The following is a 26,192-nucleotide window of genomic DNA, read 5'->3' as shown; positions in this document are numbered from 1 at the left end:
CGGATCTTGCGGGCCGCAACCGAGCGCGGGTCATCGTGTTCGGGAGAAGGTGCGCTTCCTCCCGTCCATCGCCGGCGCGCTCGTCGTGCTCGCCCTTCCCGCGGCCGCCTCGGCGGCTCCGCGGGCCGAGGACTTCTCCCGTCCCGTCGTGACGCCCGGCGCCGCCCGGGCGGCCTCGGCGACCGTGACCGTCTCCCCCGGCCGGCGCTTCGACGTCGTCGGGCTGCGCTGGCGCAGCGCCCCGAGGACCGCCGACCTCGAGCTGCGCGTCCGCGACGGCGGGCGCTGGCGGAAGTGGGTCCATGTCCCGCGCGCCGATGCCGGCGCGCACGGCAGCGACCCGGTCTGGGCGGGCGGCGCCGACGCGCTGCAGCTGCGCGGGACGCGCGGTGTCAAGGGGCTGCGGGCGCACTTCATCCGCGTCTCCGGCAAGCGCCACCGCCCGCGCCCGGTCGCGCGCGCCGCAGCGGGCGAGCAGCCGCCGATCGTGCCGCGCAGCGAGTGGGCGGGGAACCAGTGCCCGCCCCGCAGCGGGCCGTCGATGGGCACGGTGCAGATGGCGTTCGTCCATCACACGGTGTCGGCGAACACCTACGGGCCCGAGGACTCCGAGGCGATGGTGCTCGGGATCTGCCGGTTCCACCGCAACAACAACGGCTGGAACGACATCGGCTACAACTTCCTCGTCGACAAGTACGGCACGATCTTCGAGGGTCGCGCCGGCGGGATCGACCAGCCGGTCGTCGGCGCGCAGGCGCAGGGGTGGAACTCCAACTCGACCGGCATCGCGAACCTCGGCACCTACCAGGACGTGCCGCAGTCCGACGCCGCGATCGAGGCGATGGCGAACCTCATCGCGTGGAAGCTGCCGCTGCACGGCGTGCCGGTCAGCGGCGAGGTCACCGTCGAGTCGGCCGGCGGCGAGACCAACCGCTACCCGAGCGGCCGCTTCGTCACCTTCGACCGCATCAGCGGCCACCGCGACGGCGACTCGACCGAGTGCCCGGGCGAGCAGCTCTACGCGCAGCTGCCGCGCCTGCGCGAGCTCGCCGCCCAGCGCGCCCCGCAGGTCATCCCCGGCACGCCGATGCAGGCGGGGACGATGACGCTGCAGGCCGCCGGGACGCAGCTCGCGTTCCCCGAGCCCGTCCGCCTCTCCGGCCGGCTCACCGACCCCTCCGGCGCGCCGGTGGCGAATGCCCGCGTCCGGCTGCAGATCCTCACGAGCAAGGGGTTCCGGTCGATCGGCGCGGCGGTCGTGACGAACGGGGACGGCGTCTGGACTGCCGAGCTGCCGACGAACCGCAACCGCGTGGTCCGCGCGACCGTCGGCGACGTCGTCTCGCCCCGGATCACGGTGAGCGTGCGCCCGATGCTGACCGCGAAGGTCCCCGGGCCGCGCGTGCTCGCCGGGCGGCGCGCCGTGGTGACCGGGACGATCGAGCCGAACAAGGCGAAGCTCGTCGTCGAGGTCGCGCGCGAGCGCCGCGGGCGCTACGTCCGGATCGGGACGTACCGGACGCAGTCCAGGGGCAAGGGCCGCTTCCGCGCCGCCGTCCCGCTCACCCGGCCGGGCCTCTACCGCCTGCGCGTCCGCTTCGCCGGCGACACGCTGAACACGTCGGCGGTGGCCGCGGACCTCTACGTACGCGCGGTCAGGCGAGCCTCGTCGCTCGGGGGAGCGGCGGCCCCGGCGGCGCGATGATGTCGCGGTCGGTCGGCTGCATCTCGCCGTCGAGCTCGAGCTGCCAGTAGTACCGGGTGAACGTCACGCCGGCGCGGTACTCGCCGACGTGCGGCTCGACGCGCTCGCCCGCGGCCATGCGGACGATGAGCTCCGGGTACGTGCGGCCGGGCAGCGCGGCGTACATCGGCGCCGGGAACGCGCCGCCGAACCGCGTGTTCACGTCGGTGATGCCGAGTCCGATCTCGCGGTCGCGGAACGCCTGCACCGTGCACGGGCCGCGGACGCCGAGCGCCTCGACGACGCGCCGGCCGAGGTCGACGAGCTCCGGGTCGTCGAGCACCGTGCCCTTGATCGACTCGCCGCCGCGCGACTCGATCATCGACCGCGGGATGACGTTCAGGCAGCGCCCGTCGGGATCGGACAGGCAGTCCATCGAGAACTCCGGCCCGTCCATGAAGCGCTGCACCATCGGGTCCTTGTCGCGCAGGTAGCGCGCGAAGAACGCCGCCTCCTCCGCGTCGTGGGCCTTGAAGATCGAGTCCGCGCCCGACCCGCGCCGCGGCTTGAGCATCACCGGGTACGCGCCGGCCTCCTCGCCCGGCAGCACCGTCGGCGGCGACGGCAGCCCCAGCTCGGTCAGCTTGAGGTGCGCGGCGTACTTGTCGTACGTCGCGGTCGCCGTCTCCGGCCCCGGCACGAGCGCCTCCGGCAGCTGCCCGTCGGCTCGCGCCTGCGCCAGCGTCTCGATGTCGAGGTCGGTCAGCGGCACGATCGCGCCGACGCCGAACTCGTCGCACACCCGCCGCAGCGCCGGCACGTAGTCCGGGTCCTTGATGAGCGGCGGGGCGAACCGGTGGTGCGCGGCGTGCTGCGCCGGCGCCAGCGGGCTCGGATCGGCGGCCACGACGGTCGCATGCTGCGCGAACGCGCTGACGATGTCGTAGCGCTTCCCGACGCCGGTGAGGAGGATCGCGGTCAAGGTGGCCGCGCAGACTAGTCTGCGGCGGAATGCGACACCTGCCGTCGACCGACGACCGCGAGGACCACGACAGCCGCTCGCCCGTCGTCCGGTTCTGCGCGGACCTCGCCGACTCGACGGCGTTCAACCTCGCGATCTTCGCGGTCATCCTCGCCAACGCGGTCGTCCTCGGCATCGAGACCTACGACGAGGGCGCGCAGTGGCTGCACACGCTCAACGACCTCTTCCTCGGCGTCTTCGTCGTCGAGCTCGCCATCCGGATCGTCGCGCACGGCAGCCGGCCGCAGGACTTCTTCAAGAGCGGCTGGAACGTCTTCGACTTCTGCGTCATCGCCGCGAGCTTCCTCCCCGGCCTGCGCGAGAACGCGACGCTGCTGCGGCTCGTCCGGCTCGCGCGGATCGTCCGCGTCGTGCGGCTGCTGCCCGACCTGCGGGTGCTCGTCGCCGCGGTGGCCCGCTCGATCCCCGGCGTCTTCAGCCTGGCGATCATGACGCTGCTGCTCGTCTACCTCTACGGCATGGTCGGCTGGGTCATCTACGGCGACGACCTGGCGGCCTTCGAGAACGCCGGCGAGGCGATGCTGACGATGTTCGTCGTGCTCTCGCTCGAGAACCTCCCGACGTACATCGAGGAGGGCCGCGAGGTCTCGGCCTGGACGATCCCGTTCTACGTCAGCTACGTCCTCGTGGCCTCGTTCCTCGTCTTCAACTTCTTCATCGGGGTCATCGTCAACTCGATGGAGCGGGCACGCGAGATCGTCGCCGAGCGCGACGCGGAGGAGGCGCTGGAGCACGGCACGGCGCCTCCCGCTACCGATCCGCACGAGCGGATCGCGTCGCTCAGGGCGCTGCTCGACGAGCTCGAGGACGACCTGCGTCAGGCGCGCCAGCCACCGGTGCGGCCTTTGTAGATCCCCTCGCCCAGGAGGACGATCCGGATCGTCCGGGCGATGATCTTGAGGTCGAGGCGCCAGGAGCGGTGCTCGACGTACCAGAGGTCGAGCTCGATCCGCTCGTCCCAGCGCAGGGAGGCGCGGCCGTTGACCTGCGCCCAGCCGGTGAGGCCGGGGCGGACCGCGAGGCGGCCGCGCTGGCGGTCGGTGTACTGCTCGACCTGGACCTGCACGGTCGGGCGCGGGCCGATGATCGCCATCTCGCCGCGCAGGACGTTCACCAGGTTCGGCAGCTCGTCGATCGAGAAGCGGCGCAGGAACGCCCCGACGCGGGTGATGCGCGGGTCGCCCTCGTTGACCGCGAGGCCCGAGCCGATCGCTTCCGCCCCGACGACCATCGTGCGCAGCTTGAGCATGTCGAACGGCTCGCCGTCCTTGCCGATGCGCCGCTGGCGGTAGATCGGGTGGCCGGGCGACTCGAGGCGGATCGCGAGCAGCGCGCCGAGGAGCACCGGCGAGGTGACGAGCAGCGCGCAGCCGGCGACCACGACGTCGAACGCGCGGCGGATCACCGGGTGCCCTCCGCCTGGCTCCAGCCCGCCTCGGTGCCGTGACGCAGCCAGTCGTAGAGGCCCGCGGCGATCGACGCCTGCGTCAGCACGTAGTAGCGCGCGACCAGCAGCGGCCGCGCCCGGACCCGGCCGCCCAGGGCGGTCGCGGCGAGCAGGACGAGCGACGCCGCCCGCGCCGGGCGCCAGCGCAGCGCGACGAGGTGCAGGAACGGCCCCGCGTAGCGCAGGACGCGGTGGCTGAAGATCATGAGCGCGTAGCCCGGCGGGTAGCCGCGCGGATCGAGCAGCCCGCCGCGGAAGACGATCGGCCACGCGTGGCTCATCATCCGCCGCTTGCGCTGCCACTCGCCCTCGATGCTCGGGACCATCTTCTCGGTCGCCCGCGCCGCCGGCCGGTAGACCGCGCGCCAGCCGTTCTTCACGAAGGTGAACGGGAACGAGAGGTCGTGGCCCATGATCGCGTCGACCACGACGTACGCCTCGCGCCGCGTGGCGTAGATCGCGCCGTTGCCGCCGGTGACGGACGCCAGCCGCGACTCGAACGCGCGCAGGGCCATCTCGTAGCGCCAGTAGAGGCCCTCCTGGTTCGTCCCCGCCTCGTTGACGAACCGGACCTGCCCGCAGACGTAGCCGACGCGCTCGTCGGCGAACGGCGCGACGAGCTCGCGCAGCGCGTCGGCGTCGAGCAGCGCGTTCGCGTCGCTGAACGCCACGATGTCGCCGCGCGCCCGCTCCACCCCGGCGTCCTGCGCGCGGATCTTGCCGCCGCGCGGCAGGTCGAGCACGAGGTCGGCGCCGGCGGTGCGCGCCCGCTCTACGGTCGCGTCGGTGCAGCCGTCGCAGCAGACGACGACCTCGAGCAGGTCGCGCGGGTAGTCGAGCGCGAGCGCGTTGCGCACCTTCGCCTCGATGACCGCGTCCTCGTTGTGCGCGGCGATGACGAGCGTGACGCTTGGCGTGGCGCCGGCAGGCGGCTGATCGAGCGGCGCCGGCGCGACGATCTTCGCCCACAGCGCGAGCAGGCCGAGGTACCCGGCCTGGGCGTAGAGGAGCACGAAGGACGGCAGCCACGTCGTCACGGTCGGCCAATGTAGGGTGAAGCCGGTGGACGGCGCGTTCGTCACCGGTGGCTCGGGCTTCATCGGCGGCCGCCTGATCACGCGTCTCGTCGGCGACGGCGTGCGCGTCCGGGCCCTCTCGCGCTCGGCCGCGTCGGCCGAGAAGGTGCGCGAGCTCGGCGCCGAGCCGATCCACGGCGACGTCAACGACGACGACGCGCTGGCGGCCGGCGCGCGCGGTTGCGAGGTCGTGTTCCACGCCGCCGCGCACGTCGAGGACTGGGGCGACCCGAAGGACTTCCACCGCATCAACGTGCTCGGCACGCGCAGCGTCGTCGCCGCCGCGCGGCGGGCGGGCGCGCGCCGCGTCGTCCACGTCGGCACGGAGGCCGCGCTGCTGGCCGGCGAGCCGCTGATCGCCGCCGACGAGTCGATGCCGCTGCGCTTCGACTCGCCGGTGCTCTACAGCCGCACGAAGGCCGAGGCGGAGGTCGAGGTGCTCACCGGCGCGGGGAACGGCGTCGAGGGCGTCGTCGTTCGGCCGCGGTTCGTCTGGGGACCCGGCGACACGACGCTGCTGCCGGTCATCTCCGCGCAGGTCCGCGCCGGGCAGTGGGCGTGGATCGGCGACGGGATGCACCTGACCTCGACGACCCACGTCGACAACGTCGTCGAGGGGCTCGTCCTGGCGGCGACGCGCGGCGAGGACCGCGGCGTGTGGTTCGTCACCGACGGCGAGCCGATCGCGTTCCGCACGATGATCGAGCGGATGCTGGCGTCGCAGGGCCTCGAGGCGCCCGACCGCAGCGTCCCCGAGCCCGTCGCCCGCGCCCTGGCGGCGACCTTCGAGGGCGTGTGGCGCACGCTGCACCTCCGCGGCCGCCCGCCGCTGACGCGGTTCGCGCTCTGGGCCGCCTCGCAGGAGTGCACGCTCTCGATCGAGAAGGCCCGGCGAGAGCTGGGCTACGAGCCCGTCGTCACCCGCGACGAAGGGCTCGCCGCTCTGGCGGGATGAGCCGCGCAACGTCGGGGTCAGGCACCGTGCGTGCGCACGCACGGTGCCTGACCCCGTTGTTGCGGGTAGGGAGCGGCCGTGCTGGAAGCGCTCTTGTGGGGGTTCGTCGCCGCGTCGTCGTTGTTGATCGGTGCGATCATCGGACTCCGGGTCAAGCTGAAGCCGCGGATGCTCGGCGCGCTCATGGGGCTCGGGGCGGGCGCGCTGATCGCCGGCGTGAGCTTCGAGCTCGCCGACGACGCGATCGAGGTCGGCGGCTTCACGCCGCTCGCGTTCGGGATCGCGATCGGGGCGCTGCTGTTCTACGGCGGCGACCGGCTGCTCGAGGCGCAGGGGAACCGGCGCCGCAGCTCACGGCCGCGCGGCGCGGACGCGCAGGCGTCCGGGTCGACGCTGGCGCTCGGCGCGCTGCTCGACGGCCTGCCCGAGCAGGCGGCGATCGGGATCGGGCTCGCGGCGGGCGGCTCGGTGGGCGCCGCGCTCGTCGCCGCGGTGTTCCTCTCCAACGTCCCCGAGTCGCTCGCCTCCGCCGACGCGATGAAGAAGGCGGGCCGCCCCGCCTCGCACGTCCTGCGGCTGTGGGCGCTCGTCGTCCTCGTCACGACGCTGGCCTCCGGCGTCGGGTACCTCGCGCTGGGCGACGCCTCCGGGGACGTCAACGCGCTCATCCTCGGCATCGCGGCGGGCGCGGTGCTCGTGATGCTGACCGACGCGATGATCCCCGAGGCCGTCCAGCACGGCGGGCGCACCGTCGGGCTCGTGACGTGCCTCGGCTTCGCGCTGGCCGTCCTGATCTCGCAAGCGGAGTGACCGCACCGCCCGGTCTGCGAACCTCCGCGGCGTGCAGAACGGCCTCGAACGACGCGACCTCGTGCGCCTCGGCGTGCTCGTCCTCGTGCTGCTCGTGGTGTCCGGCGCGGTCGCGCTCAGCTCGGGCGGCGGTGGCAGCAACAGCAGCAGCGCGTCGGGTCCCGATCGCGGCGAGTCGACCGGCGTGCTGACGTCGGTCACGCAGGACGGGCTCGTCCTCAAGCCCGTCGACGGAGGGCCGGAGGAGCGCTTCGTCGTCCGCGCGGTCGACGTCCGAAGGCTCGACCTGTTCCACCTGACGCAGCACGCCGAGCAGGGCCTGCCCACCAGGATCTCGTGGGCGATGGACCAGGGGAGGAAGATCGCGCTGACCGCGATCGACGCCCCCGTCACGAGCTGACCGATGGCCGAGCTGCCGACGCAGCTGTGCGTGCTCCTGCTCCCCGCCCGAGTCGAGGAGCTGGGCGAGCGCCGCGCCGAGGTCGAGGCGCTCCTGCGCTGGCCGCGCGTCATCGCGATCGAGCCGGGCAAGCTGCCCCAGCTCGACGACCGCCGCTTCCTGCGCGGCCAGGGCCGCCGGCTGCTGAAGCGCCTGCCGGGGCGACCCGCCGTGATCGTCGTCTTCGACCGCCGCCAGCGCCCGCTGGCCGAGGAGCTGCAGCGGCGCACCGAGCGCAGCGAGGTGTGGGAGGCCGGCCACGAGCTGCCGCTCGCCGAGCGGCTGCCCGGCCGCGGCTTCACGCCCGAGGACTAGCCGGCGCGCAGCAGGGTCCAGATGCGGCCGAGCAGCTCGGCGCTCGACCGGTCGCCCGAGACGCGCGTGGCGAAGCCGGGGATGCCCGGCCGGATCACGATGCCGCGGCCGAAGCGCGTCGCGACGATGACCTTGCGCCCGTCGGGCGTGACCGCCGACGACAGCTCGCGCGCCTCGCCGCCGATGCGCTCCGTCGGCTCCCACTCCTTGACCTGCGGGAACTGGCCGGGGCCGCCGGCGAAGAGCTGGAGGCGCTCGTCGTCCTCGAAGATCGTGAGGTCGACCGCGCGCTTCTGGACCGGCTCGAGCCGCGCGCCGAAGAGGTCGTCGCGCGCCGCCGGGGTGGGGTCGAACAGCCGCGTGGCGTCCTGGCGGACCTTGCGCCGCAGCGAGCCGGTTCCGAAGGACGCCACCACGCCGCCGCGCGCGACGAACGAGCGCAGCGCGCTCCGCACGTCCTCGGGCAGCCAGACGGTGTCGCCCGCGAGCAGCACGCCCTTGTGCCCCTCGAGCTTCGGGCCGCGCCCGGCCGCGAGCGCCGCGTCGGTCGTGAGGTCGTACCGATGCCCCTCGCGGTCCAGCGCGGCGAGCAGCGGGCCCTCGTTCTGCGTCACGCCCTGCGGGAGGCCGCTGCCGGCGTAGACGCGCTCGAGGCGCACCGGCGCGCCGAGGTCGAGCAGGTTCGGCAGCCCGTCGCCGTCGTCGTCGACCGCGTTGCGCCCCTGCCACGTCGAGGCGGGCAGGACGACGAGGACGCGCTCGTCGCCCTTGCCGTCGACGGCGATGGGAACGGTGGTCTTGCGCAGCGCGGTGTTCGCCTCGAACAGGAACAGGCCGCTCTTGCCGTTCGGCGCCTGCACGTGGAACGGGCCGCCGCGCGTGCGCCGGCCGCGCCGGGCGGGCGCGCCGCCGACGCGCCGCAGGACCCAGCGCCACGGCTGCGTCCGCGCGTCGACGCCGACCTCGATGTCCTTGCCAGCCGCCACCGGGTACACGGGCGGCTGCGCGGCGAGGTAGCGGACGGTGATCCCGCCCGGACCGCGGGAGCGCACGCGCGGCTTGAGACCCAGCTGGAGCCCCGGCACCGAGGTCCCGATGTTCCCCGCCCGGTCGCGCGACGAGATGACCGCGACGAACGTGCCGGGCGCGACGCGCTTGCCGCGGCGCACGCCCGACCAGCGCGCGGTCCCGATGCTGTCGTCGCCGAGCTCGTCGCCGTCGATGTTGACGCCGGTCACGCGGCGCACCTGCGGGCTCGTCCGCCAGATGTCGACCTCGGGCCTCACCCCCGGCGCCTGGAAGCGGATCGTCACCGGCTTGCCGTCGGGCCGCGGCAGCAGCTCCGGGCCGGGGCCGGTCTCCGGCCCGATCTCGAGCACCTTCGGCACCGGCGGCGTCGTGTCGAGGAGCACCCCGCGCGGCGCCGTGACCGACCGGCCGGCACGGCGCAGGACGATCCGCGCGAAGTACTCGCCGTCGGCCACCCGGCGGCCGTCGTCGCCCCGGCCGTCCCACTTCAGCCGCACGCGGCCGTTGCGCGCGACCCGGCGGTCCTCGGCGAGCGTCCGCACCTCGTCGCCCTCGGCGTCGAGCATCGTGACCCGGACCTCGTCCTTGCGCTTGACGCTGAACGACAGGTAGGCCCGCTCGAACCGGCCGTCGCGGTTGGGCGAGAAGAACGTGTTCCCGCGGATGTCCGACACGACCGGCGGCGTGCTCTTCAGGTCCTGCGCGACGAAGAACGCGGCGATGGTGGCGAGCACGAGCGCGCCGAAGACCGCGCCGGCGAACCGCGTCACAGCCGGATCAGCTCGCCGTTGGGGACCGTCCACTCGTGGTAGGTGTCCAGCCCGCGGATGTGGGTGTGCGCGAGGGCGCAGCGGATGACGCCGCGGTGGCAGACGACGAGCGCCGGCAGGTCGCCCGCCTGCGTGATGTCGACGAGCGCGGCGATGACGCGCTTCTGCTGCTGCGGCAGCGACTCGCCGCCGGGGAACCGCCACTCCTCGCCGGCGCGGCCGAACGCCGCCCAGCCCTCGGGGTCCTCCCGCGCGATGTCGTCCTTGAGGCGCCCCTCCCAGTCGCCGACGTCGACCTCCTTCAGGCGGTCGTCGAGGCGCGGCTCCAGCCCCAGCTCGGCGCCGACGATCTCCGCCGTCTCGCGCGCCCGGCTGAGCGGGCTCGCGTAGAGCGCGACGAGCCCCTCGCCCTTCGCGATCTCGGCGAGGGCGCGCGCCTGCTCGCGGCCGGTGTCGTTGAGCGGGACGTCCTTCTGGCCCTGGAAGCGGCGGTCCTTGTTGTCCGCGGTCTCGCCGTGGCGAGCCAGGAGGATCACGCGTGCTTCTCCATGGTGTCGCTGCGCAGCCCGAGCCGCATCGTCTCGAGCGGCAGCACGTCGTTCGGCGGGATGTTCCCCAGGTTGACGTCGGCGCCGAAGCGCTTGATCAGCACGACCTGCTGGTCCTTCTGCGGCGCCTCGAAGATGATGTTCGCGGGGTCGACCGCGTGGGCGATCTCGTCGATGAGCCCCTGCCGCAGCTCGCCGTCGGGGCGCGCGATGCCCGCCGTGCCGGTCTCGCGGCCCTCGCAGATGACCTTCCACGCGCCGGCGGCCAGCTCGGCCTCGATCTGCTCGACCCACACGTACGGGGCCATGATCTTCGTGTCGTCCTTCGAGCCGACCTCGCTGAGGACGATGAACCCGTCGCCCGCGAGCCGCTTGATGAGCGCGCGCTTCTCGACGGGGTCGAGGTCGATCGTCCCGTCGGAGACCTCGACGTGCTGCAGGCCGAGCGAGCGGATCCACTCGACGAGCTGGTCGACGCGGCGCTGCTGGATCGCGAGCTCGGTGACCGTGCCGCCGAGGACGACCGGCACGCCGTGCTCGCGGTAGCGGGCGAGCTTCGGCTCGAGGTTGCCGGTCGCGAGCGCGGTCCCGAAGCCGAGCTTGACGATGTCGACCGACTCGCCCGCGACCTCCATGAGCGCGTCGATCTCGGCGACCGCGAGCCCGCGGTCCATCAGGTGCGTGATCCCCTGCTCCCGCGGCTTGGACGACCGCGCGGGGAGGTCGAGCGGGACCCCGGCCAAGCCGGGCTACCCCTGCGTCGACTGCGAGGACTGGTTCTGGTCCGCGCCGACCGTGACGACGACGCGGGCCGTGTCGCCCGCCTCGACGCGCGTGTTCTGGTCGATCGGCGCGACGGCGTCGGTCCCGACGCCGATGACCCGCGCGACCGTCCGCGCCTCCGCGCTGGCGCCCTCGACGTAGCTGACGACGGTCGCGGACCGGTTCTGCACGGACGCGGTCTTGACGAGCGCCTGCGGGACCGTGAAGCCGCTGGAGCGCAGCTTCTCCGCGGTGGTCGCGGCGAGGCCGTTGACCGTCGTGCCGTTCAGCACGGCGACGGTCGTGTCCTTCCGCGAGACGGGCTCCTTCTGCTTCTCGCTGCCGGCGGGCGGCGTGACGACGTTCGTGCTCGGCGTCGTGCTGCTCGCGGCGCCCTCGTCGTCGCCACCGCCGCCGAGCGCGAGCGCGAGGACGACGCCGATGACGAGCACGCCCAGGGCGATGCCCGCGATGACGAACGGGGTGCGGCTGCGCCGCCCGCCGCCGTCGGCCCCGACGCGGCCGGGCGGAAGGGTGGCGGACGCCGATCGGGCGCCGAGCGGAGCGGCGGCGCGGGGGCGGCCGGCGACGGTGCGCGGCGGCACGGTGCCGCCCGCGGCCTGCGCGCGGGACATGCCGGCGCCTGCGGTCCCACCTGCCGCCGCGGCGGCGGCCGCGGGTGCGCCGACGGGCGGCCGGGGCACGCCGGTCCTCTCGGCGTCGGGCTCCTCGGCGGCGCCGTCCGGCGCCGCGGGTGCGGCGGGTGCTGCGGCAGCGCCGTCGGGCGTCGCCGCGCCCTCCTCGGCGGGCTTCGCCTCGCCGGGCTGGGCCGTGGTGGGCTGCTCGCCGTTCGCGGGCGCCTCGACCTTCGTGGCGTCGGCGGGCGCCTGCTCGCCCTGCTGCTGCTCGCCCGGCTGGGCGGTCGTGGCGGCGGCCTGCGCGCCGGCGGCACCGGCCGCTGCGGCGGCGGCGGGCGCGACCCCGGAGGCTGCCGGGGCCGGTGTCGGTGCTCCCTGGCCGTTCGCGCCGGCGGCGCGGGCGGCGGCGGTCTGCGGCTGGCCGCCGCGCGGCGGCGGCGGGGTGCGGGGCGGCAGCGTGCCGGTCGACGCGCGGCGCGCGGCGTCGGCGCTGACGCGCTGCTCGAGCTCGGCGGCGCGCTCCGGCGCACGGCCGGCCCACTCGCGCAGGCGCTTGACCTCGCGCGCTTGCGCGAAGTACAGGAGCGACAGCACGGCGAGGCCGAGGACCGAAGCGGCACCGGCGTAGCCGCCGTAGTCCTTGATGAAGTCGAGGAGCTCAGACACGACGAGAAGGGAGCGAGTCTAGGGAGCCGTGCGTACGGCAGGCCCCTGGTGCACATCCGCCAGCTCCGCGACCCGCCGCGCCAGGGTGGCCGCATCCCCCTCCAACACGAGCAGGCCGATGTCGTCGAACATCGCGTCGACCGACCCCGGATCCAGCGCCTGGCGCTCCGCACGGAGGACGCCGCGGGCCGGCGTGGGCTGCGGCCGCTCGTACGGGTTGAACAGCTCCTCGTGCAGCTTCTCGCCCGGGCGGCGGCCGACCTCCTCGATGGCGATGTCGTCGCCCGGCCGCAGGCCCGACAGCTCGATCATGTCCTTCGCAAGCTGCTCGATCGACACCGCCTCGCCCATGTCGAGCACGAAGATCTCGCCGCCCTGGCCCAGCGAGCCCGTGCGGATGATGAGCTGCACCGCCTCCGGGATCGTCATGAAGTACCGGGTCATCCGCCGGTCGGTGATGGTCACCGGGCCGCCCTTGGCGATCTGACGGCGGAAGATCGGGACGACCGAGCCGGAGGAGCCGAGGACGTTGCCGAAGCGGACCGTCGCGAAGCGCGTCTCGGGGAACCGGCCGGACTCGGCCTCCACCGCGAACTCGGCGAGCGCCTTCGACGCGCCCATCACGGTCGCCGGCGCCACCGCCTTGTCGGTGGAGACGAGCACGAACGTCCGCACGCCGGTCTGCCCGGCCACGCGGGCCATGAGCCGCGTCGCGAGCGCGTTGTTGCGCACCGCTTCGACCGGGTTGATCTCCATCAGCCCGACGTGCTTGTAGGCAGCCGCGTGGAAGACGACGGTCGGCTTGTGCTCGAGGAACACCTCGCGGATGCGCTCCTCCTCCTTGCAGTCCGCGAGGACCGCCGCGATGACGGAGGGGTGGACGTGCCGGTCGTCCTCGAGCTCGCGCTGGATCTTGAAGAGGTTGTCCTCGGCGTGGTCCACGAGGATCAGCCGCCGCGGCGCGACGCGCGCGATCTGGCGGCAGAGCTCGGAGCCGATCGAGCCGCCCGCGCCGGTGACGAGCACGACCTCGCCGTTGAGGTAGGCGCCGACGCGGTCGACCTCCATGACCACGGGCTCGCGGCCCAGGAGGTCCTCGATCTGGACGTCGCGGACCTGGCGGACGAAGCCCTTGCTCGTCTGCAGCAGCTCGAAGACCGTCGGCAGCGTCCGGACGGGGATCTGGCGCTCGCGACAAGCGCGGGCGACGCGCGCGCGCAGGATGCCGGGCGCCGACGGGATCGCGATGATCACCTCGTCGGGCTCGGCCTCGTCGAGCACGCGTGGCAACGACGTGTCGGTGTCGCCCAGGACCTTGACGCCCTCGAGGCGCAGGCCGCGCAGGCGCGGGTCGTCGTCGACGAAGCCGACGGGCGTCAGGCCGAGGTGCGGGTTGCGGAGGATCTCGCGCAGGACGAGGCGGCCGCCGTCGCCGGCGCCGACGATCAGCACGCCGCGGGCGTTGCGGCGCGGGCGGAAGCCGCGCAGGCGACGCTCGTGGAACGCGACCGTGGACAGCCGGGCGGCCGCCGTGAGCGCCAGCGTCAGGAGGAAGAACAGGACCTGGACGCCGGTCGGGAGGCCGACGCCGACGTTGCCCTCCGCGGTCGCCCGCTGGACGGGGTTGATGACCGCGACGTACGCGTTCAGCGCGAAGGTCGAGACGACGACCGCCGAGAGCAGGGCCCCGAGATCGCGCAGGCTCGAGTAGCGCCACCACTTCTGGTAGAGCCGGAAGACCACGAAGACGGCGAGCGTGGCGACGACGGCCGGGATCCACGTCGACTCGTACAGCCGCTCGTACCGAGGCGGGAACACGTCGTCGAACCGCAGGCGGTAGGCGAGGAAGTACGCAAGGGCGACCAGGGCCCCGTCGACCGCGAGCTGGGGCAGCGAGTGGCGGTGGAGGGGCATGGCCGCGGAGCTCCTTATCCGTCGGCGCACCCGCCCCATACTACGCTGGGCGGCCGTGTTGACGGTCATCGCGTCGATCACCGATCCGCTCGTCGAGTTCGCGACGAACGTCGTCGGCGACCTCGGGTTGCCGGGCGTCTTCGTCCTCATGGTGCTCGAGAGCGCGTGCATCCCGATCCCGAGCGAGGCGACGATGCTGTTCGCCGGGTTCAACGTCTCCGAGGGCGAGTACTCGCTGATCGCGGTGACGCTGGTGGGGTCGTTCGCGAACCTCGTCGGGTCCTGGATCGCCTACGCCGTGGGCTACTACGGGCGCGTCGACGTGCTCGAGAAGCACGGCAAGAAGCTGCACATCAAGCCGAGCCACCTGCGCAGCGCGGACCGCTGGTTCGAGCGCCACGGCGACGCCACGGTCTTCTTCACGCGCATGCTGCCGATCATCCGCACGTTCATCTCGCTGCCGGCGGGCGTCGCGCGGATGCCGTTCTGGCGCTTCACGATCTTCACGTTCCTCGGCTGCCTGCCCTGGGTCTTCCTTCTGACCTTCATCGGCATGCAGGTCGGCGAGAACTGGGAGGACTGGAAGGACTCCCTGCACTACGTCGACTACGCGGTCGCGGCGATGATCGTCCTCGGCGTCGCGTGGCTCGTCATCCGGAACCGGCGCAACCGCGGCAGCGGCTCCGAGCCCGCCGCCGATGCCGTCGGCAGCTAGCGCCTTCGCCCTCGGCCTCCTCCACGGGCCGGCCGAGCTGCTGCCGGTCTCCTCGTCCGCGCACGTCGCACTCGCCCTCCGCGCCCTCGGCGAGCCGCCCTCGAAGGAGCTCGAGGTGGCGCTGCACGCGGGAACCCTCCTCGCCCTCGGCCCCGTCCGCCCGTCGCGGTTCCTCGTCGCGGCCACGATCCCGCCCGCCGTCGCCGGAGCCGTGCTGGAGAGGCCGATCGAGGAGCGCCTCGGCGGCCCGAAGACGGTCGCGGCCGGCCTCGTCGCCGGAGGGATCGCGATGGCCCTCGCCGACCGGCGGGCGGAGAGGAGACCGCGGAGCGGCCGGAGAGCGGGGCGCGGGGCAGGCGGAGAGAGGGTCTCCCCACGCGACGGCTGGCTCTTCGGCGCCGCGCAGGCGGCGGCCCTCTGGCCCGGCGTGTCGAGGCTCGGCGCGACGCTGACGGTCGCGAGAGCGATCGGTCTCGGGCGCGAAGAGGCGCGCGAGGTGTCGATCCGCGCCGGGATCCCCGTCCTGGCGGGAGCGACCGTGCTGAAGAGCGCCCGCGTCATCGCCGGCCGCCGCGCGCCGGAGACGCTGCTGTGGGGTGCGTTCGGCTCCTTCCTCTCGACTCTCGTCGTGCGGCGGAGGGTGCGCACGGGTCGTCTGTGGCCGTTCGCGCTCTACCGCGCCGCTCTGGCCGGTACGGTCCTGGCCGTGTTCCGCGACGCCGAGAACCGTGGCTGACGCCGAGGCCTACGCCGCCGCGGGCGTCTCGCTGTCGGAGTCCGATCGGGCGGTCGCCGCGATCGTCGACGCGCTGCGCGGCATCGAGGTGCCGAAGCGGACCGTCGACCTGCCGGGCCACTACGCGAGCGTCCTGAAGGTCAGCGACACGCTCGGCATCGCGTTCGCCACCGACGGGGTCGGGTCGAAGCTCGTCGTCGCCGAGGAGACCGGCCGGCTGGACACGGTCGGGATCGACTGCGTCGCGATGAACGTCAACGACGTCATCTGCGTCGGCGCAGAGCCGATCGCGCTCGTGGACTACCTCGCCGTCGAGCAGCCGGACGCCACGCGCCTCGAGGCGATCGCGCGCGGGATCGCCCGCGGCGCCCAGGACGCGAACGTCGAGGTGCCGGGCGGCGAGCTCGCGGTGCTGCCCGAGCTCATCAAGGGCCACCCGTCGCCGCACGGCTTCGACCTCTGCGCCTCGGTCATCGGGACCGTCGAGCTGGATGCGATCGTCACCGGCAAGGACGTGACGCCCGGCGACGCGCTCATCGGGATGCCATCCAGCGGGCTGCACTCCAACGGCTACACCCTCGCCCGCCGCGCGCTCGCGAGCCTGGACTACGACGACCGCCCGCCGGAGCTCGGCGGCCAGTCCGTCGCCGACGTGCTGCTCGAGCCGACCGTCATCTACGTCCGCGCGGTGCTCGAGCTGCTGCGGTCCGGCCTCGACGTGCACGGCCTGGCGCACATCACCGGCGGCGGCGTCGACAACCTCAAGCGCCTGCGCGACGACGTGGACTACGTCGTCGAGGACGCGCTCCCCGTCCCGCCCGTGTTCGGCCTCGTCCAGCGCCTCGGCGAGGTCGACGACGACGAGATGAAGCGCGTCTTCAACATGGGCTGCGGCTTCGTCTGCGTCGTCCCCGAGCGGCAGGCCGACGAGGCGACGGCCCTGCTCGCGGCGCGGCACCCCGGCTCACGCCGGATCGGGACCGTCGCCTAGCTAGGCGACGTCGTCGCCGGTCCCGTAGACGCCCAGCACCTCGGCGAGGGCGACGGGCCGCACGACGGAGCCGTCGACCGCCCGCAGCTCGGCGCGGACGCGGCCGCCGTCCTCGGGCAGGTCGAAGCGCAGCTCGTGCCCCTGGGCGAGCAGCGCGTCGTACACGCGGCTCGCGGCATCCAGCTCGGCGAGGACCTCCTCCGGGACCGGATCAGGGCGGCGGTTCGCCCGGTACTCGGCGAGGTCGATGACGTTGTCGGCGGCGGCCACGTTCGCATCATCGTCGGCCATCCCCGCCGCTTGAAACGAGAGGCCGACCCGGAGGCCGAGTGTCGTACTCCACAGAACTGGGGTCCCCAGAACTGGGGATGGACGCTCTGGACACCTGGCCGACTTCCGTCCGAACCGGATGTTGGAGCCGCCCTCCCTGCCGATAGGGCCCTCGGCGGTTCCCCCGTCGCCCTCCGGTCCCCCACCAAGGAGCATCCGTCGTGTCCCCCACGTCGTCGGCCACACGCGGCCGCATCTCGCCCGAGGAGTCGCTTGCGCTCTGGCGGGAGTACCAGGCGAGCGGCGATCGCAAGCTGCGCGACCGCATCGTGCTCACCTTCGCCCCGCTGGTGAAGTACATCGTCTACAAGAAGGTGCGCGAGATGCCGGCGCGCTGCGACGTGGAGGACTTCATGTCCTGCGGGCTCGAGGCGCTCATCCAGAGCGTGGACCGCTACGACCCGGAGAAGGGCGCGACGCTCGAGCAGTACATCTGGACCCGCGTCCACGGCGCCGTGCTCGACGAGCTGCGCCGCCAGGACTGGGCCCCGCGGTCGGTCCGCCGGTGGGAGCGCGACATGCACAAGGCCGCCGAGGAGTTCGTCGTCCTGCACAAGCGCCGCCCGACGCGCGAGGAGCTCGCCGACGCGCTCGGCGTCTCCGTCGCGGAGCTGCGCCGCCGCCAGGACGAGGTCGAGCAGTCCGACCTGACGTCGCTCAACGCGCTCGTGCTCGCCCACGACGAGACCACGATCGAGCGCGTCGACACGCTGGCGTCCGACGACGACCGCACCGACCCCGAGCAGGCCGCCGCCGTGACCGAGGCGAAGGAGAAGTTCCGCCGCGCGTTCGCGCAGCTGCCGCGCCGCGAGCGCGAGGTCGCCGTGCTGCTCTACGTCAAGAACCTGACGCTTGCCGAGATCGGCGAGATCGTCGGCGTCTCCGAGAGCCGCGTCTGCCAGATCCACAGCCAGACGAAGCGCACGCTGCGCTCGCTGCTGCAGGACGACGAGACGCTCTTCCGGCTCGTCGCCTAGCCGGTCGTCCGGCCCGTAAAGCAACGTCGCGCGTGTCCGATGACCTGAGCAGGCGAGCCTGATGTCCGACGTCCTCTCCAACGACCAGGTCGCGGCCCTCGTGCAGGCCGCGCAGTCCGGTGCCCTTCCGGAGCGCGCGGCCTCGCGTCAGCGACGGTCGCGGCGCGTGCGGACCGTCGACTTCACACGCCCGACCAAGTTCACCAAGGACCAGCAGCGCCGGCTCGAGCTCGCGCACGACACGTTCTGCCAGACGGCGTCGACGCGCCTGTCGGCCGAGCTGCGCGTGCCGATGAAGCTCGAGGTCATCGACGTCGGCCAGCTCACCTGGACCAACGCGCTGGCCGAGGTGCCGAACCCGTCCGTCTCGGCGATCATCGAGCTCGCCCCGCACGGGACGAGGATGCTGATGACCGTCGAGCTGCCGCTCGTGCTCTCGCTCGTCGAGCGCCTCCTCGGCGGCCCGGTCGGGCGCCGCGTCCCGTCGCGCAAGCTGTCGGACATCGACCGCGCGCTCGCGGGCCACGTCATCGAGCGGCTGCTCGAGCAGCTCTCGGTCACCTGGAGCGACCTGGCCGAGTCGACCCTGCACCTGCGCGACCTCGAGATGCAGCCCGAGACGGTGCAGCTCGCCCCGCTGAGCGAGCCGACGCTGTGCCTGTCGATGGAGGCGCGGCTGGACCGCGACTCGTCGACGATCTCGCTGCTCATCCCCTACCGCTCGGTCGAGCCCGTCGCCGCCCGCCTCGGCGCCGACATCTACGACGACGAGATCCACGACACCGACGCGACCGAGCGCATGCACACCGCGATCGCCGGCGTCGACGTCCAGCTGCGCGCCGAGGTCGCCGCGATCGACCTCGCCGCCGATGACGTGCTGACCCTGCAGCCCGGCGACCTGCTGCGCTTCGGGCGCCGCGCGTCGGAGGGCGTCACGGTCTACGCCGACGACACGCCGGTCTACGCCGCCCAGCCCGGCCGGCACGGCAACCGCCGCGCCGTCCAGGTGACCCACCGGCTCGGGGAGGGCCGATGAGCGAGACCGAACGCGCGCTCCACGAGCTCGCGACCTCGACCGCCGAGGCGCTGGCCGGCGTGCTCGAGACGTTCCTGCCCGGCGGCGTGGGCATCGCGCAGCCGGAGATCGTGCCCGCCGGCACCCCCGCCGCGGCCGCCGTGGAGGTGCCCGCGATCGCTGCGGAGGTGGCGTACACCGACGGCGCGAGCGGCGGCAACTGGTTCGTCGCCCCGGTCACCGCCGTTCGCAAGCTCGCGCAGGCGATGATGGGCATGGACCCGGTCGGGGGCGAGGGCCCGCTCGACGGCATGGAACGCTCGGCCTTCGTCGACGCCATGCACCAGATGATGGCCGCGGCGGCGAACGCCACCGGCCTGCTCCTGGGCGAGCCGGTCGACACCTCCAGCCCCGAGGTCCACGACCTGGCGAGCGCCGCGGACGCCGCAGGCATCGGCGACGGCGCTCCGCACGTCACGGCGGTGACCATCACCGTCGCCGGAGAGCCGTGCCGGCTCGTCCAGCTCATGCCGAAGGCCTTCGTCCTGAAGATGACGCGGGCGCTGGACGAACGCGCCGCCCAGGAGCTCGGAAGCCCCACCGAAGGCGACGGCGCCGGCTACGACGACGTGGAGGCCGGCCCGGACGAGATCCTGCGGGGCGTGCCTCTGCGGGTCTGCGCCGAGATCGGCCGGGCCACCATGCCCGTCGCCGACGCGGTGCAGCTGCCGCCCGGCGGGCTCGTGGAGCTCGACCGCGGAGCCGAGGAGCCGGTGGACGTCCTCGTGAACGGACGCCGCTTCGCGACGGGCCGGCTCGTCCTCGTCGACGACGAATGGGCCGTCCGGATCGAGCAGGTGCTCCTCGGAGCCGAGGACCTGCAGCCGGCGACGCCGGTCACGATCGAGCGAAGCTGAGGCGCGGCGCTCACCGAACGTCCGGACTTGGCGCGGCAGCGTCAAGTCCGGCGAAGATGGTCCCGATCTCCCTGACAAGAAGAGGAGATCGATGAGCCGACCGCAGAACGCACGGAAGCAGCAAGCGGCCGACCGAGGACAACCGCTCCTGGTCGAGGTGTCCATCCCTGTCGCCCTGGGACTGCTCGTCCTGGTGGCGTGCCTGGGGCTGGCCGTCGTCGCCGGAGCACGGACCGAGGGACCGGGGCGCTACGCCGCCATCCCGGTTGCGCTCGTCCTGACGGCCGGGCTCGGATGGTGGATCGCCTGGATCCTGCGCGACACCGCGCTCGCCCCGCTCGAGGGCGTCAAGAAGGGCCTGCGCCGCCTCGAGGAGGGCGACTTCGACGCGAAGATCGAGCCCAGCGGGGCGCGCGAGTTCCGAGACCTCGCGCAGAGCTTCAACCGCGCCGTGACGTTCCTGGGCCACCAGCGCGAGAACCTCAAGCAGCTCGCCGCCACGGACCCGACGACCGGTCTGGCCAACCACCGCAAGCTCTTCGAGCGCCTGCCGGCCGAGCTCGACCGCATCGAGAACGACGGCGGCAGCATCGTCGTCGTCGCGCTCGACCTCGACGGCTTCCGCCAGATCAACGAGGAGCGCGGCCACGCCCGCGGCGACGAGGTGCTCGCCGCCGTCGGCGCGGCGCTGAAGTCCGCGATCCCCGACGGCGGCCTCGTCGCGCGGCTCGGCAGCGACGACTTCATCCTGCTGCTGCGCGACGCCGACCAGGGCTACGCGCGGGAGCTCGTCGACCGTGCGCGCGAGAGCATCGCGCGGACGATGCCGGCCGACATCAAGCTGAGCGCGTCCGCCGGCTACGTCTGCTGCCCGTCCGACGTCCCGACCGACGCGGACCTCGTGCAGCTCGCCAGCGCCGCGCTGCGCGTGGCCAAGGACGAGGGCGGCAGCCGGACGCAGAAGTACGACGACGCCGCCGTCGAGGTCGCCCCGACCCAGCGCGCCGAGCGTCAGGAGATCGAGGACCTGCTCGCGCTCAGCGAGCCCGTCGTCCCGGCCTACCAGCCGATCGTCGACCTGCGCACCGGGCAGCTGCTCGGCTACGAGGCGCTGTCGCGCTTCCCCAACCACCCGGACCGCACGCCGGACGCGTTCTTCAACCAGGCCGCGCGCGTCGGCCTGGGCACGCAGCTCGAGTGCGTGGCGGTCGCCGCCGCGCTGCGCGCGAGCGACCGCCCGCCGGGGACGTACCTCTCGCTCAACCTCACGCCGACCGCGATCTCGTCGGCGCTCGTGCGCGCGAGCCTGCCGCAGGACCTGGCGAACATCGTCATCGAGCTCACCGAGCACGAGCTCGCCGCCGACGACGACCAGCTCGAGGTCGGCCTCGCCGACCTGCGCGGCCGCGGCGCGAAGATCGCCATCGACGACGCCGGCGCGGGCTACGCCGGGCTGCAGCAGGTCATGCGCGTGCAGCCCGACATCATCAAGCTCGACCGCAGCCTCGTCTCGGGCGTCGACAACGACCACGCCCGCGCGGCGCTCATCGAGTTCTTCGTCGTCTTCGCGCGCCGCATCGGCGCCGAGGTGTGCTGCGAGGGCATCGAGACGCCGAAGGAGCTCGTCGCGCTGTCGGCGCTCGGCGTCAAGCTCGGCCAGGGCTACCTGCTGGGCCGCCCCGCCTCGCCGTGGGCGCCCGTCGCCGAGCAGGCCGTCGCCGCCTTCAACGCGATCCGCCAGGTGCGGGCCGACGCGGTCGCGCGTCCGCCCGGCCCGGTCAACCGCCGCGTGAACCGCCCGGCCGTCGCACGCCGCTGAGGCCCGGCGGCAGCTCCGACGCGCCGGCGGCCGCCGCGTTCTCCTCGCGGACGGCGTCCCAGATCTCCTCGCGGTAGATCGTCACCGAGCGCGGCGCGTCGATCCCGAGGCGCACCGCGCCGCCGGCGATCTGGATCACCTGCACGCGGATGTCGTCGCCGATGACGATGGTCTCGCCGGGCTTGCGCGTCAGCTGGAGCACTCAGCCGGTCCCCTCGGGCATGAGCGGCGCGCGCAGCGGCGCGTCCGCCTCGTTGAGCACCTGATGCCCCTGGCCTCCGGCGATGAGCAGCGGCGCCTTGAGGTTCGCGAAGCACTCCTGCGGCGTCGGGCCGGCGACCACCACGACGAGCACCTCTGCCTGCGCGGGATCGGTGACGCCGATGCGCTCGGCGTCGTCGTCGCCGAGGTCGAGGGCGTAGTCGGGGAAGAACGTCCACGGGTGCGCGACGGGCACCGCGAGCGCGGGGTCGTCGACCGAGTGCAGCCACACGATCGCGTCGTCGGCCTCGCCGACGAGGGCGTACCGCGTGCCGCCGAGGCCGATGAGGCCCTGCGGGAACGTGATGACCGCTTCCTCGGCGACTTCGAGCGTGCCGAAGCGCGAGCTGTCGAAGGAGACGGCGGCCATGCGTCGCTGCACGATAGCCACTGCCCCGGCGCCGCCGCGGCTAGCGGAGGAAGTCGAGCAGCGAGTTCTGGACGATGTTGGCGCCGGCCCTCAGGCCCGCCTGCATCGCGTTCTGCTGGATCGTGAAGTCGATCATCGTCTTCGCGAAGTCCGCGTCCTCGGTCTCGGACAGCAGCTGCAGCGTCGTGCCCTCGTACTGCGAGAGCCGGTCGGCCGCGATCTCGAGCCGGTTCGCCGTGGCGCCCACCGTCGCGCGGACGGCGTTGAGGTCGTCGAGCGAGCCGTCGAGCAGGCCGAGGTCGTTGCGCAGCGCGGGGCCGTCGTCGCTCTCGAGGTGCGCGACCACGCCGCGCAGCACCGACAGGAGGCCCTCGTCGTCGTCGCCGATGGCCTCGCGTCCGTGGACGTTGATGTCCACCGTGACGCCCGGGCCGATCTGGCGGCCGATGCGCTCCTCGTCGCCGAAGTACGTGTCGTCGGCGCCCACCTTGTAGGGCGGCGTGTCGGTGGTCGTGCCACCGAAGACGTAGCGCCCGCCGTAGCTCGCGTTCGCCGCCGTCTTGATCGAGTCGATGATGCCGCGCAGCTCCTCCGCGATCGCCTCGCGGCCGGCGCCGGCGGAGTTGTCGTCGGCGCCCTGCACGACGAGCTCGCGGGCGCGCTGCAGCGCCGCGCTGATCGTCGACATGGCGGAGTCGGTGACGTCGGCCCAGCCCTGGCCCTCCGAGACGGTGCGCTGGTACTGCTGCGCGCCCTCCATCTCGGTGCGCAGCTGCAGCGCGCGGCCGACGGCGGCCGGGTCGTCGGACGGGCGGGTCAGCTCCTTGCCGGACGAGAGCTTCGCCTGCGTCCGGGCCAGGCGGGCGTTCGCGAGCGTGATGTCGCTGAGCATGTTGCGCGCCAGCGTCATGCTGGTGATGCGAGTGCCCATCTAGAGCCCCACCCTTCCGGTCCGGTTGATCAGGACGTCGAGCATCTCGTCGAGCGTCGACATCGTCCGCGCCGACGCCTGGTAGCCGCGCTGGAAGCGGATGAGGTTCGTCATCTCCTCGTCGAGCGAGACGCCCGCGGCCGACTGGCGGCGGTCCTCGACGGCGTCGACGAGCACCTGCGCGTTCGCCTGCTTGCGCTCGTTCTGCTTGACCTCGGCGCCCACGCGGGCGACGAACGCGTTGTACGCGCCATCGGCGGCACCGCCGCGCAGCGCGGCGATCTCGCGCGCGAGGTCGTTGGCGCCCGCCGTGCCGGCGCGGCTGGTCTGCACCGTCGCGACGGTGGCGATGACCGACAGGCCGGCCGCGCCCTTCGTCGCGTCGTACGCGAAGAACTCGGTGCCGCTCGGGCCCTGGGCGTGGATCGCGTTGACGCTGTCGGCGACCGACTTCGCGATCGTCGCCAGCTCGTTGCGGTACGAGTCGATGACGCCGCCCGGCGCCGAGAGGTTCATCAGCGCGCCGAGGCGGCCGCCGGGACTGACGAGCTCGTCCGGCTTCCACACGATGCGCGAGCCGGCGGGCGCGCCGTCGTCGACGAGCGGCTCGCCCTGGCCCCCGAACATCACGCGGATGCCGCCGTCGCCGAGGTCGACCGTCGAGACGTTGCCGTACTGCGACAGCCGGTCGAGCAGCGTGTCGCGCTGGTCCATCAGGTCGTTCGGCGTCTGGCCGGTGAGCACCGCGTCGCGGATCGCCGCGCCGACCTGCTCGAGCTCGACCGCGATCTGCGCGATGTCGCCGTACGTGCCCGCCACCGGGTCGTAGGCGGTCAGCGAGCTGAGCTCCGCGGACGCCTGCTGCTGCAGCATCGTGAGCTGGGAGTCGAGCTCGCCGAAGCCGGAGGCCAGCGTCTTGGCCTGCTCGATGAGGGCCTGGCGGGCCGGGACGCTGCTCGGGTCGTTCGCGACGTTCGACCACGCGCTCCAGAACTTGCCGAGCTGCGCGGCGAGGCCGCTGTCGCTCGGCTCGGCCAGCGCGAGGTCGACGCCCTCGAGGGAGCGGGCCATCGAGTCGGCGTCGCCGAGCACCGAGTTCTGCGCGCGGTACTGGACGTCGAGGAAGACGTCGCGCACGCGGCGGTAGTCCTCGACGTCGACGCCGGAGCCGAGCTGGGCGCCCGAGCCGTCCCAGCGCGCGCCGGCCGCGATGAACAACGGTGACGAGGCGGTGAGGACCGCCTCCTGGCGCGAGTAGCCCTGCGTGCTCGCGTTGGCCACGTTGTGGCCGGTGACGTCGAGCGAGCGCTGGTGGGCGAGGAGCCCGCGCAGCGAGGTCTGGAGCCCGAAGAAGGTGGAGACGGCCATGGCCTAGGCGGTGAGGTCGAGGAGACGGTGGGCGGTGGCGGCGCGCGGCGCGGTCCGGGAGGGAGTCGGTCCCACCCGCCCGGCCGGCGGGCGGTAGCCCGTGTCGGGCTCGCCGCCGACGAGACGGGTCAGATGCGAGAGGAACGAGAGCTCCTGACGCATCAGGGCGCGGTTGACGCCGTGCTCGCGCGCGACTTCGTTCAGCAGGCCGGTGAGCTCCGCCGAGCGGGCCGTCGCGGCCTGCGCCTCGGCCGGCGCCATGAGCGTCGTCAGGCGCTGGAGGGTCACCGCGCTCGCCGGCTGGCCGAGCGCCTGGCCGGCGCGGGTCAGCAGGTCGGTGCGCGCGGCCTCGAGCTGCGAGCGGCGGTCGACCTCGGCCTGGATGGCCGTGAGGATCGCCAGGACGGCGTCCACGTCCCGCGCGCGGATGGCGCGGCCCTGCTGCAGGATCAGGTCGAGCAGGTGACGCGCGGAGCCGAGCTGCGCGTCGAGGTGCGCGAGGACCGCGCGACCGAGGCCGTCGATCACTTGAGGCCCTCCTCGAGCTGCTTGGCGAGGCCGATGCCGCCGCCGGACATGAGCGCCTCGGTGAGCGCGTCCGGCAGCATCTGGCGGTACGTGCTCGTCGCGGCGGAGCTCGTCTCCGAGGCGGGCAGCGCGCTGTCGACGAGCTGCTTGGTCAGCTGGCCGAGCATCATCCGCTCGAAGCCCTCCGCCGCCTTCTGCGCGTCCTTCGACGGCTCGCTCTTCGCGGTGGAGGTCGCGGCGAGCGCGCCGGTGCCGATCGGGGCGACGCTCATCGCTTCACCTGGTTGGCGATCTCCATGAGCTGGTCCTGCGTCTGCAGGACCTTGGAGAGCATCGAGTAGTTGCGCTGCGCGTCCATGAGGTCGACCATCGCGTCGCTCATGTCGACGTTCGACATCTCCAGCGCGCCCTGCTGGAGCTTGGCCGTCGGCGCGTCCTGCAGCCCGCCGCTGGCGGTGGTCGGCAGCATCACGCTGTCGCCCGCGTCGAGCAGGCCGGCGGGCGCCGGGACGGTCTGCAGCTGGATCCGGCCGAGCGTGCGGCCGCCGCCCGAGACGGTGCCGTCGGGCGCGATCTCGAGGTTGGCGATCTCGACGTCGGCCGGGAGGGTGATCGGCGGCTCGAGGAGGTCGCCGGTCGCGGAGGTGAGCTGGCGGTTGCCGTTGACCTGCAGCGCACCCTGGCGGGTGAGGCCGATCTGGCCGTCCGCGCGGCGGACCGCGAGGTAGCCGTCGCCCTCGATGGCGACGTCGGTCGGCTGCTGCGTGATCTGGATGCTGCCCGCGACCTGCGAGCGGCCGGCCGAGGCGACCGCGGCGCCGGCGCCGGCGCGCACGCCGTTCCCGGTCACCTCGTTCTGGTAGGCCAGGTCGCGGAACGACAGGCGCTCGCGCTTGTAGCCCGCCGTGGAGACGTTCGCGACGTCGTTGGAGACAGCGTCGATGCGCTGCTGCTGCGCCGCCATGCCGGCGGCCGCCGAGTACAAGCCTTGGAGCACGTGGAAGATGGGGTTGTCGGGTGGAGCCAGGCCCCCGCTTCCTTGCGGTCCAGCCGTCGGGCTCCGGTGTCCCCCGGAAGATCGGCCGCGAGGGCGGCGACTTGAGGCCGGGCGGACGAGGAGTGGACGGACGTCGGCGGCG

Annotated in this window: 29 protein-coding genes; 13 read left to right on the top strand and 16 right to left on the bottom strand. The window is 73.5% G+C overall.

All coding sequences use genetic code 11. The features are described from left to right. Nucleotides 1-49: 49 nt before the first annotated feature. Complete coding sequence (locus tag AC1UE4_RS21800; RefSeq protein ID WP_482919439.1) at nucleotides 50-1,705, top strand: N-acetylmuramoyl-L-alanine amidase; 1,656 nt, start codon at nucleotides 50-52, stop codon at nucleotides 1,703-1,705. On the opposite strand, the gene AC1UE4_RS21795 is transcribed toward AC1UE4_RS21800, so the two are convergent. After that, nucleotides 1,656-2,666: an ATP-grasp domain-containing protein gene (locus tag AC1UE4_RS21795; protein ID WP_482919438.1), complete on the bottom strand. Its 1,011-nt coding sequence runs from the start codon at nucleotides 2,664-2,666 to the stop codon at nucleotides 1,656-1,658. The genes AC1UE4_RS21800 and AC1UE4_RS21795 overlap by 50 nt on opposite strands. A 29-nt stretch (nucleotides 2,667-2,695) precedes the next feature. Here AC1UE4_RS21795 and AC1UE4_RS21790 point away from each other — a divergent pair, with 29 nt between their 5' ends. Next, a complete protein-coding gene (locus AC1UE4_RS21790; protein ID WP_482919437.1) occupies nucleotides 2,696-3,577 on the top strand; it encodes an ion transporter in 882 nt (293 codons plus the stop codon). Here AC1UE4_RS21790 and AC1UE4_RS21785 read toward each other — a convergent pair. Both AC1UE4_RS21785 and AC1UE4_RS21780 read right to left on the bottom strand, forming a co-directional pair. Beyond that, nucleotides 3,544-4,131 carry a sugar transferase gene (locus tag AC1UE4_RS21785; protein ID WP_482919436.1) on the bottom strand — a complete coding sequence of 196 codons (588 nt, stop codon included), beginning with the start codon at nucleotides 4,129-4,131 and terminating at the stop codon, nucleotides 3,544-3,546. The genes AC1UE4_RS21790 and AC1UE4_RS21785 overlap by 34 nt on opposite strands. Further along, nucleotides 4,128-5,210, bottom strand: a complete 1,083-nt coding sequence (locus AC1UE4_RS21780) for a glycosyltransferase family 2 protein (RefSeq protein ID WP_482919435.1) — start codon at nucleotides 5,208-5,210, stop codon at nucleotides 4,128-4,130. Before AC1UE4_RS21780 ends, AC1UE4_RS21785 begins: the two co-directional genes overlap by 4 nt. Before the next feature lie 25 nt (nucleotides 5,211-5,235). On the opposite strand from AC1UE4_RS21780, the gene AC1UE4_RS21775 reads away from it, so the two are divergent. The 4 genes from AC1UE4_RS21775 to AC1UE4_RS21760 all read left to right on the top strand — a co-directional run bounded on the left by AC1UE4_RS21775 (nucleotide 5,236) and on the right by AC1UE4_RS21760 (nucleotide 7,768). Beyond that, on the top strand, nucleotides 5,236-6,204 hold the full coding sequence (locus AC1UE4_RS21775) for an NAD-dependent epimerase/dehydratase family protein (RefSeq protein ID WP_482919434.1): 969 nt from the start codon (nucleotides 5,236-5,238) through the stop codon (nucleotides 6,202-6,204). Nucleotides 6,205-6,282: 78 nt separating this feature from the next. After that, on the top strand, nucleotides 6,283-7,014 hold the full coding sequence (locus AC1UE4_RS21770; RefSeq protein WP_482919433.1) for a ZIP family metal transporter: 732 nt from the start codon (nucleotides 6,283-6,285) through the stop codon (nucleotides 7,012-7,014). A 31-nt stretch (nucleotides 7,015-7,045) separates the two neighbouring features. Beyond that, on the top strand, nucleotides 7,046-7,414 hold the full coding sequence (locus AC1UE4_RS21765) for a hypothetical protein (RefSeq protein ID WP_482919432.1): 369 nt from the start codon (nucleotides 7,046-7,048) through the stop codon (nucleotides 7,412-7,414). A gap of 3 nt (nucleotides 7,415-7,417) precedes the next feature. Then, entirely contained in the window at nucleotides 7,418-7,768 is a 351-nt protein-coding gene (locus AC1UE4_RS21760) for a hypothetical protein (RefSeq protein WP_482919431.1), read from the top strand. On the opposite strand, the gene AC1UE4_RS21755 is transcribed toward AC1UE4_RS21760, so the two are convergent. The 5 genes from AC1UE4_RS21755 to AC1UE4_RS21735 are packed head-to-tail and all read right to left on the bottom strand — an operon-like array spanning nucleotide 7,765 to nucleotide 14,095. Then, complete coding sequence (locus tag AC1UE4_RS21755) at nucleotides 7,765-9,567, bottom strand: N,N-dimethylformamidase beta subunit family domain-containing protein (RefSeq protein WP_482919430.1); 1,803 nt, start codon at nucleotides 9,565-9,567, stop codon at nucleotides 7,765-7,767. The genes AC1UE4_RS21760 and AC1UE4_RS21755 overlap by 4 nt on opposite strands. Further along, nucleotides 9,564-10,103, bottom strand: coding sequence for a histidine phosphatase family protein (locus AC1UE4_RS21750; protein ID WP_482919429.1), 540 nt, complete (start codon nucleotides 10,101-10,103; stop codon nucleotides 9,564-9,566). The genes AC1UE4_RS21755 and AC1UE4_RS21750 overlap by 4 nt, the downstream gene beginning before the upstream one ends. Beyond that, a complete protein-coding gene (locus tag AC1UE4_RS21745; protein WP_482919428.1) occupies nucleotides 10,100-10,858 on the bottom strand; it encodes a phosphosulfolactate synthase in 759 nt (252 codons plus the stop codon). The genes AC1UE4_RS21750 and AC1UE4_RS21745 overlap by 4 nt, the downstream gene beginning before the upstream one ends. 6 nt (nucleotides 10,859-10,864) lie before the next feature. Continuing rightward, nucleotides 10,865-12,181 (bottom strand): LytR C-terminal domain-containing protein, encoded by a 1,317-nt coding sequence (locus tag AC1UE4_RS21740; RefSeq protein WP_482919427.1) that lies wholly within the window; start codon nucleotides 12,179-12,181, stop codon nucleotides 10,865-10,867. 18 nt (nucleotides 12,182-12,199) lie between these two features. Beyond that, complete coding sequence (locus AC1UE4_RS21735; protein ID WP_482919426.1) at nucleotides 12,200-14,095, bottom strand: polysaccharide biosynthesis protein; 1,896 nt, start codon at nucleotides 14,093-14,095, stop codon at nucleotides 12,200-12,202. Between the two features lie 55 nt (nucleotides 14,096-14,150). Here AC1UE4_RS21735 and AC1UE4_RS21730 point away from each other — a divergent pair, with 55 nt between their 5' ends. The 3 genes from AC1UE4_RS21730 to purM are packed head-to-tail and all read left to right on the top strand — an operon-like array spanning nucleotide 14,151 to nucleotide 16,537. After that, nucleotides 14,151-14,810 carry a DedA family protein gene (locus tag AC1UE4_RS21730; RefSeq protein WP_482919425.1) on the top strand — a complete coding sequence of 220 codons (660 nt, stop codon included), beginning with the start codon at nucleotides 14,151-14,153 and terminating at the stop codon, nucleotides 14,808-14,810. Next, entirely contained in the window at nucleotides 14,794-15,546 is a 753-nt protein-coding gene (locus AC1UE4_RS21725; RefSeq protein WP_482919424.1) for an undecaprenyl-diphosphate phosphatase, read from the top strand. Before AC1UE4_RS21730 ends, AC1UE4_RS21725 begins: the two co-directional genes overlap by 17 nt. Beyond that, nucleotides 15,539-16,537 (top strand): phosphoribosylformylglycinamidine cyclo-ligase, encoded by a 999-nt coding sequence (gene purM, locus AC1UE4_RS21720; protein ID WP_482919423.1) that lies wholly within the window; start codon nucleotides 15,539-15,541, stop codon nucleotides 16,535-16,537. Before AC1UE4_RS21725 ends, purM begins: the two co-directional genes overlap by 8 nt. Here the strand turns inward: purM and AC1UE4_RS21715 are convergent, their stop codons facing one another. Then, entirely contained in the window at nucleotides 16,538-16,807 is a 270-nt protein-coding gene (locus tag AC1UE4_RS21715; protein ID WP_482919422.1) for a hypothetical protein, read from the bottom strand. It lies immediately after the preceding gene. Between the two features lie 221 nt (nucleotides 16,808-17,028). Here AC1UE4_RS21715 and AC1UE4_RS21710 point away from each other — a divergent pair, with 221 nt between their 5' ends. The 4 genes from AC1UE4_RS21710 (at nucleotide 17,029) to AC1UE4_RS21695 (ending at nucleotide 21,595) form a co-directional block, all read left to right on the top strand. Then, nucleotides 17,029-17,844: a sigma-70 family RNA polymerase sigma factor gene (locus tag AC1UE4_RS21710; protein ID WP_482919421.1), complete on the top strand. Its 816-nt coding sequence runs from the start codon at nucleotides 17,029-17,031 to the stop codon at nucleotides 17,842-17,844. Nucleotides 17,845-17,905: 61 nt separating this feature from the next. Then, entirely contained in the window at nucleotides 17,906-18,880 is a 975-nt protein-coding gene (locus AC1UE4_RS21705) for a flagellar motor switch protein FliM (RefSeq protein WP_482919420.1), read from the top strand. After that, the gene (locus AC1UE4_RS21700; protein ID WP_482919419.1) at nucleotides 18,877-19,776 is read left to right on the top strand and encodes a FliM/FliN family flagellar motor switch protein; all 900 of its coding nucleotides are present in this window, start codon (nucleotides 18,877-18,879) and stop codon (nucleotides 19,774-19,776) included. Before AC1UE4_RS21705 ends, AC1UE4_RS21700 begins: the two co-directional genes overlap by 4 nt. Before the next feature lie 157 nt (nucleotides 19,777-19,933). After that, entirely contained in the window at nucleotides 19,934-21,595 is a 1,662-nt protein-coding gene (locus AC1UE4_RS21695; RefSeq protein ID WP_482919418.1) for an EAL domain-containing protein, read from the top strand. On the opposite strand, the gene csrA is transcribed toward AC1UE4_RS21695, so the two are convergent. From csrA to AC1UE4_RS21660, 7 genes are read right to left on the bottom strand one after another with little or no spacing between them, the layout of a single operon-like run. Continuing rightward, complete coding sequence (gene csrA / locus AC1UE4_RS21690) at nucleotides 21,555-21,797, bottom strand: carbon storage regulator CsrA (RefSeq protein ID WP_482919417.1); 243 nt, start codon at nucleotides 21,795-21,797, stop codon at nucleotides 21,555-21,557. The two genes, AC1UE4_RS21695 and csrA, sit on opposite strands and share 41 nt — an antisense overlap. Continuing rightward, nucleotides 21,798-22,226 (bottom strand): flagellar assembly protein FliW, encoded by a 429-nt coding sequence (gene fliW, locus AC1UE4_RS21685; RefSeq protein ID WP_482919416.1) that lies wholly within the window; start codon nucleotides 22,224-22,226, stop codon nucleotides 21,798-21,800. 40 nt (nucleotides 22,227-22,266) lie between these two features. Next, on the bottom strand, nucleotides 22,267-23,157 hold the full coding sequence (flgL, locus tag AC1UE4_RS21680) for a flagellar hook-associated protein FlgL (protein WP_482919415.1): 891 nt from the start codon (nucleotides 23,155-23,157) through the stop codon (nucleotides 22,267-22,269). Then, nucleotides 23,158-24,525, bottom strand: coding sequence for a flagellar hook-associated protein FlgK (gene flgK / locus AC1UE4_RS21675; RefSeq protein ID WP_482919414.1), 1,368 nt, complete (start codon nucleotides 24,523-24,525; stop codon nucleotides 23,158-23,160). 3 nt (nucleotides 24,526-24,528) lie between these two features. Next, the gene (flgN, locus tag AC1UE4_RS21670) at nucleotides 24,529-25,053 is read right to left on the bottom strand and encodes a flagellar export chaperone FlgN (protein ID WP_482919413.1); all 525 of its coding nucleotides are present in this window, start codon (nucleotides 25,051-25,053) and stop codon (nucleotides 24,529-24,531) included. Continuing rightward, nucleotides 25,050-25,325, bottom strand: a complete 276-nt coding sequence (locus tag AC1UE4_RS21665) for a hypothetical protein (RefSeq protein WP_482919412.1) — start codon at nucleotides 25,323-25,325, stop codon at nucleotides 25,050-25,052. Before AC1UE4_RS21665 ends, flgN begins: the two co-directional genes overlap by 4 nt. Continuing rightward, complete coding sequence (locus AC1UE4_RS21660; protein ID WP_482919411.1) at nucleotides 25,322-26,050, bottom strand: flagellar hook-basal body protein; 729 nt, start codon at nucleotides 26,048-26,050, stop codon at nucleotides 25,322-25,324. Before AC1UE4_RS21660 ends, AC1UE4_RS21665 begins: the two co-directional genes overlap by 4 nt. Nucleotides 26,051-26,192: the final 142 nt, after the last annotated feature.

The sequence above is a fragment of the Parviterribacter kavangonensis genome (genome assembly GCF_056863335.1).
This window is presented reverse-complemented; position numbering and strand designations above follow the sequence as displayed.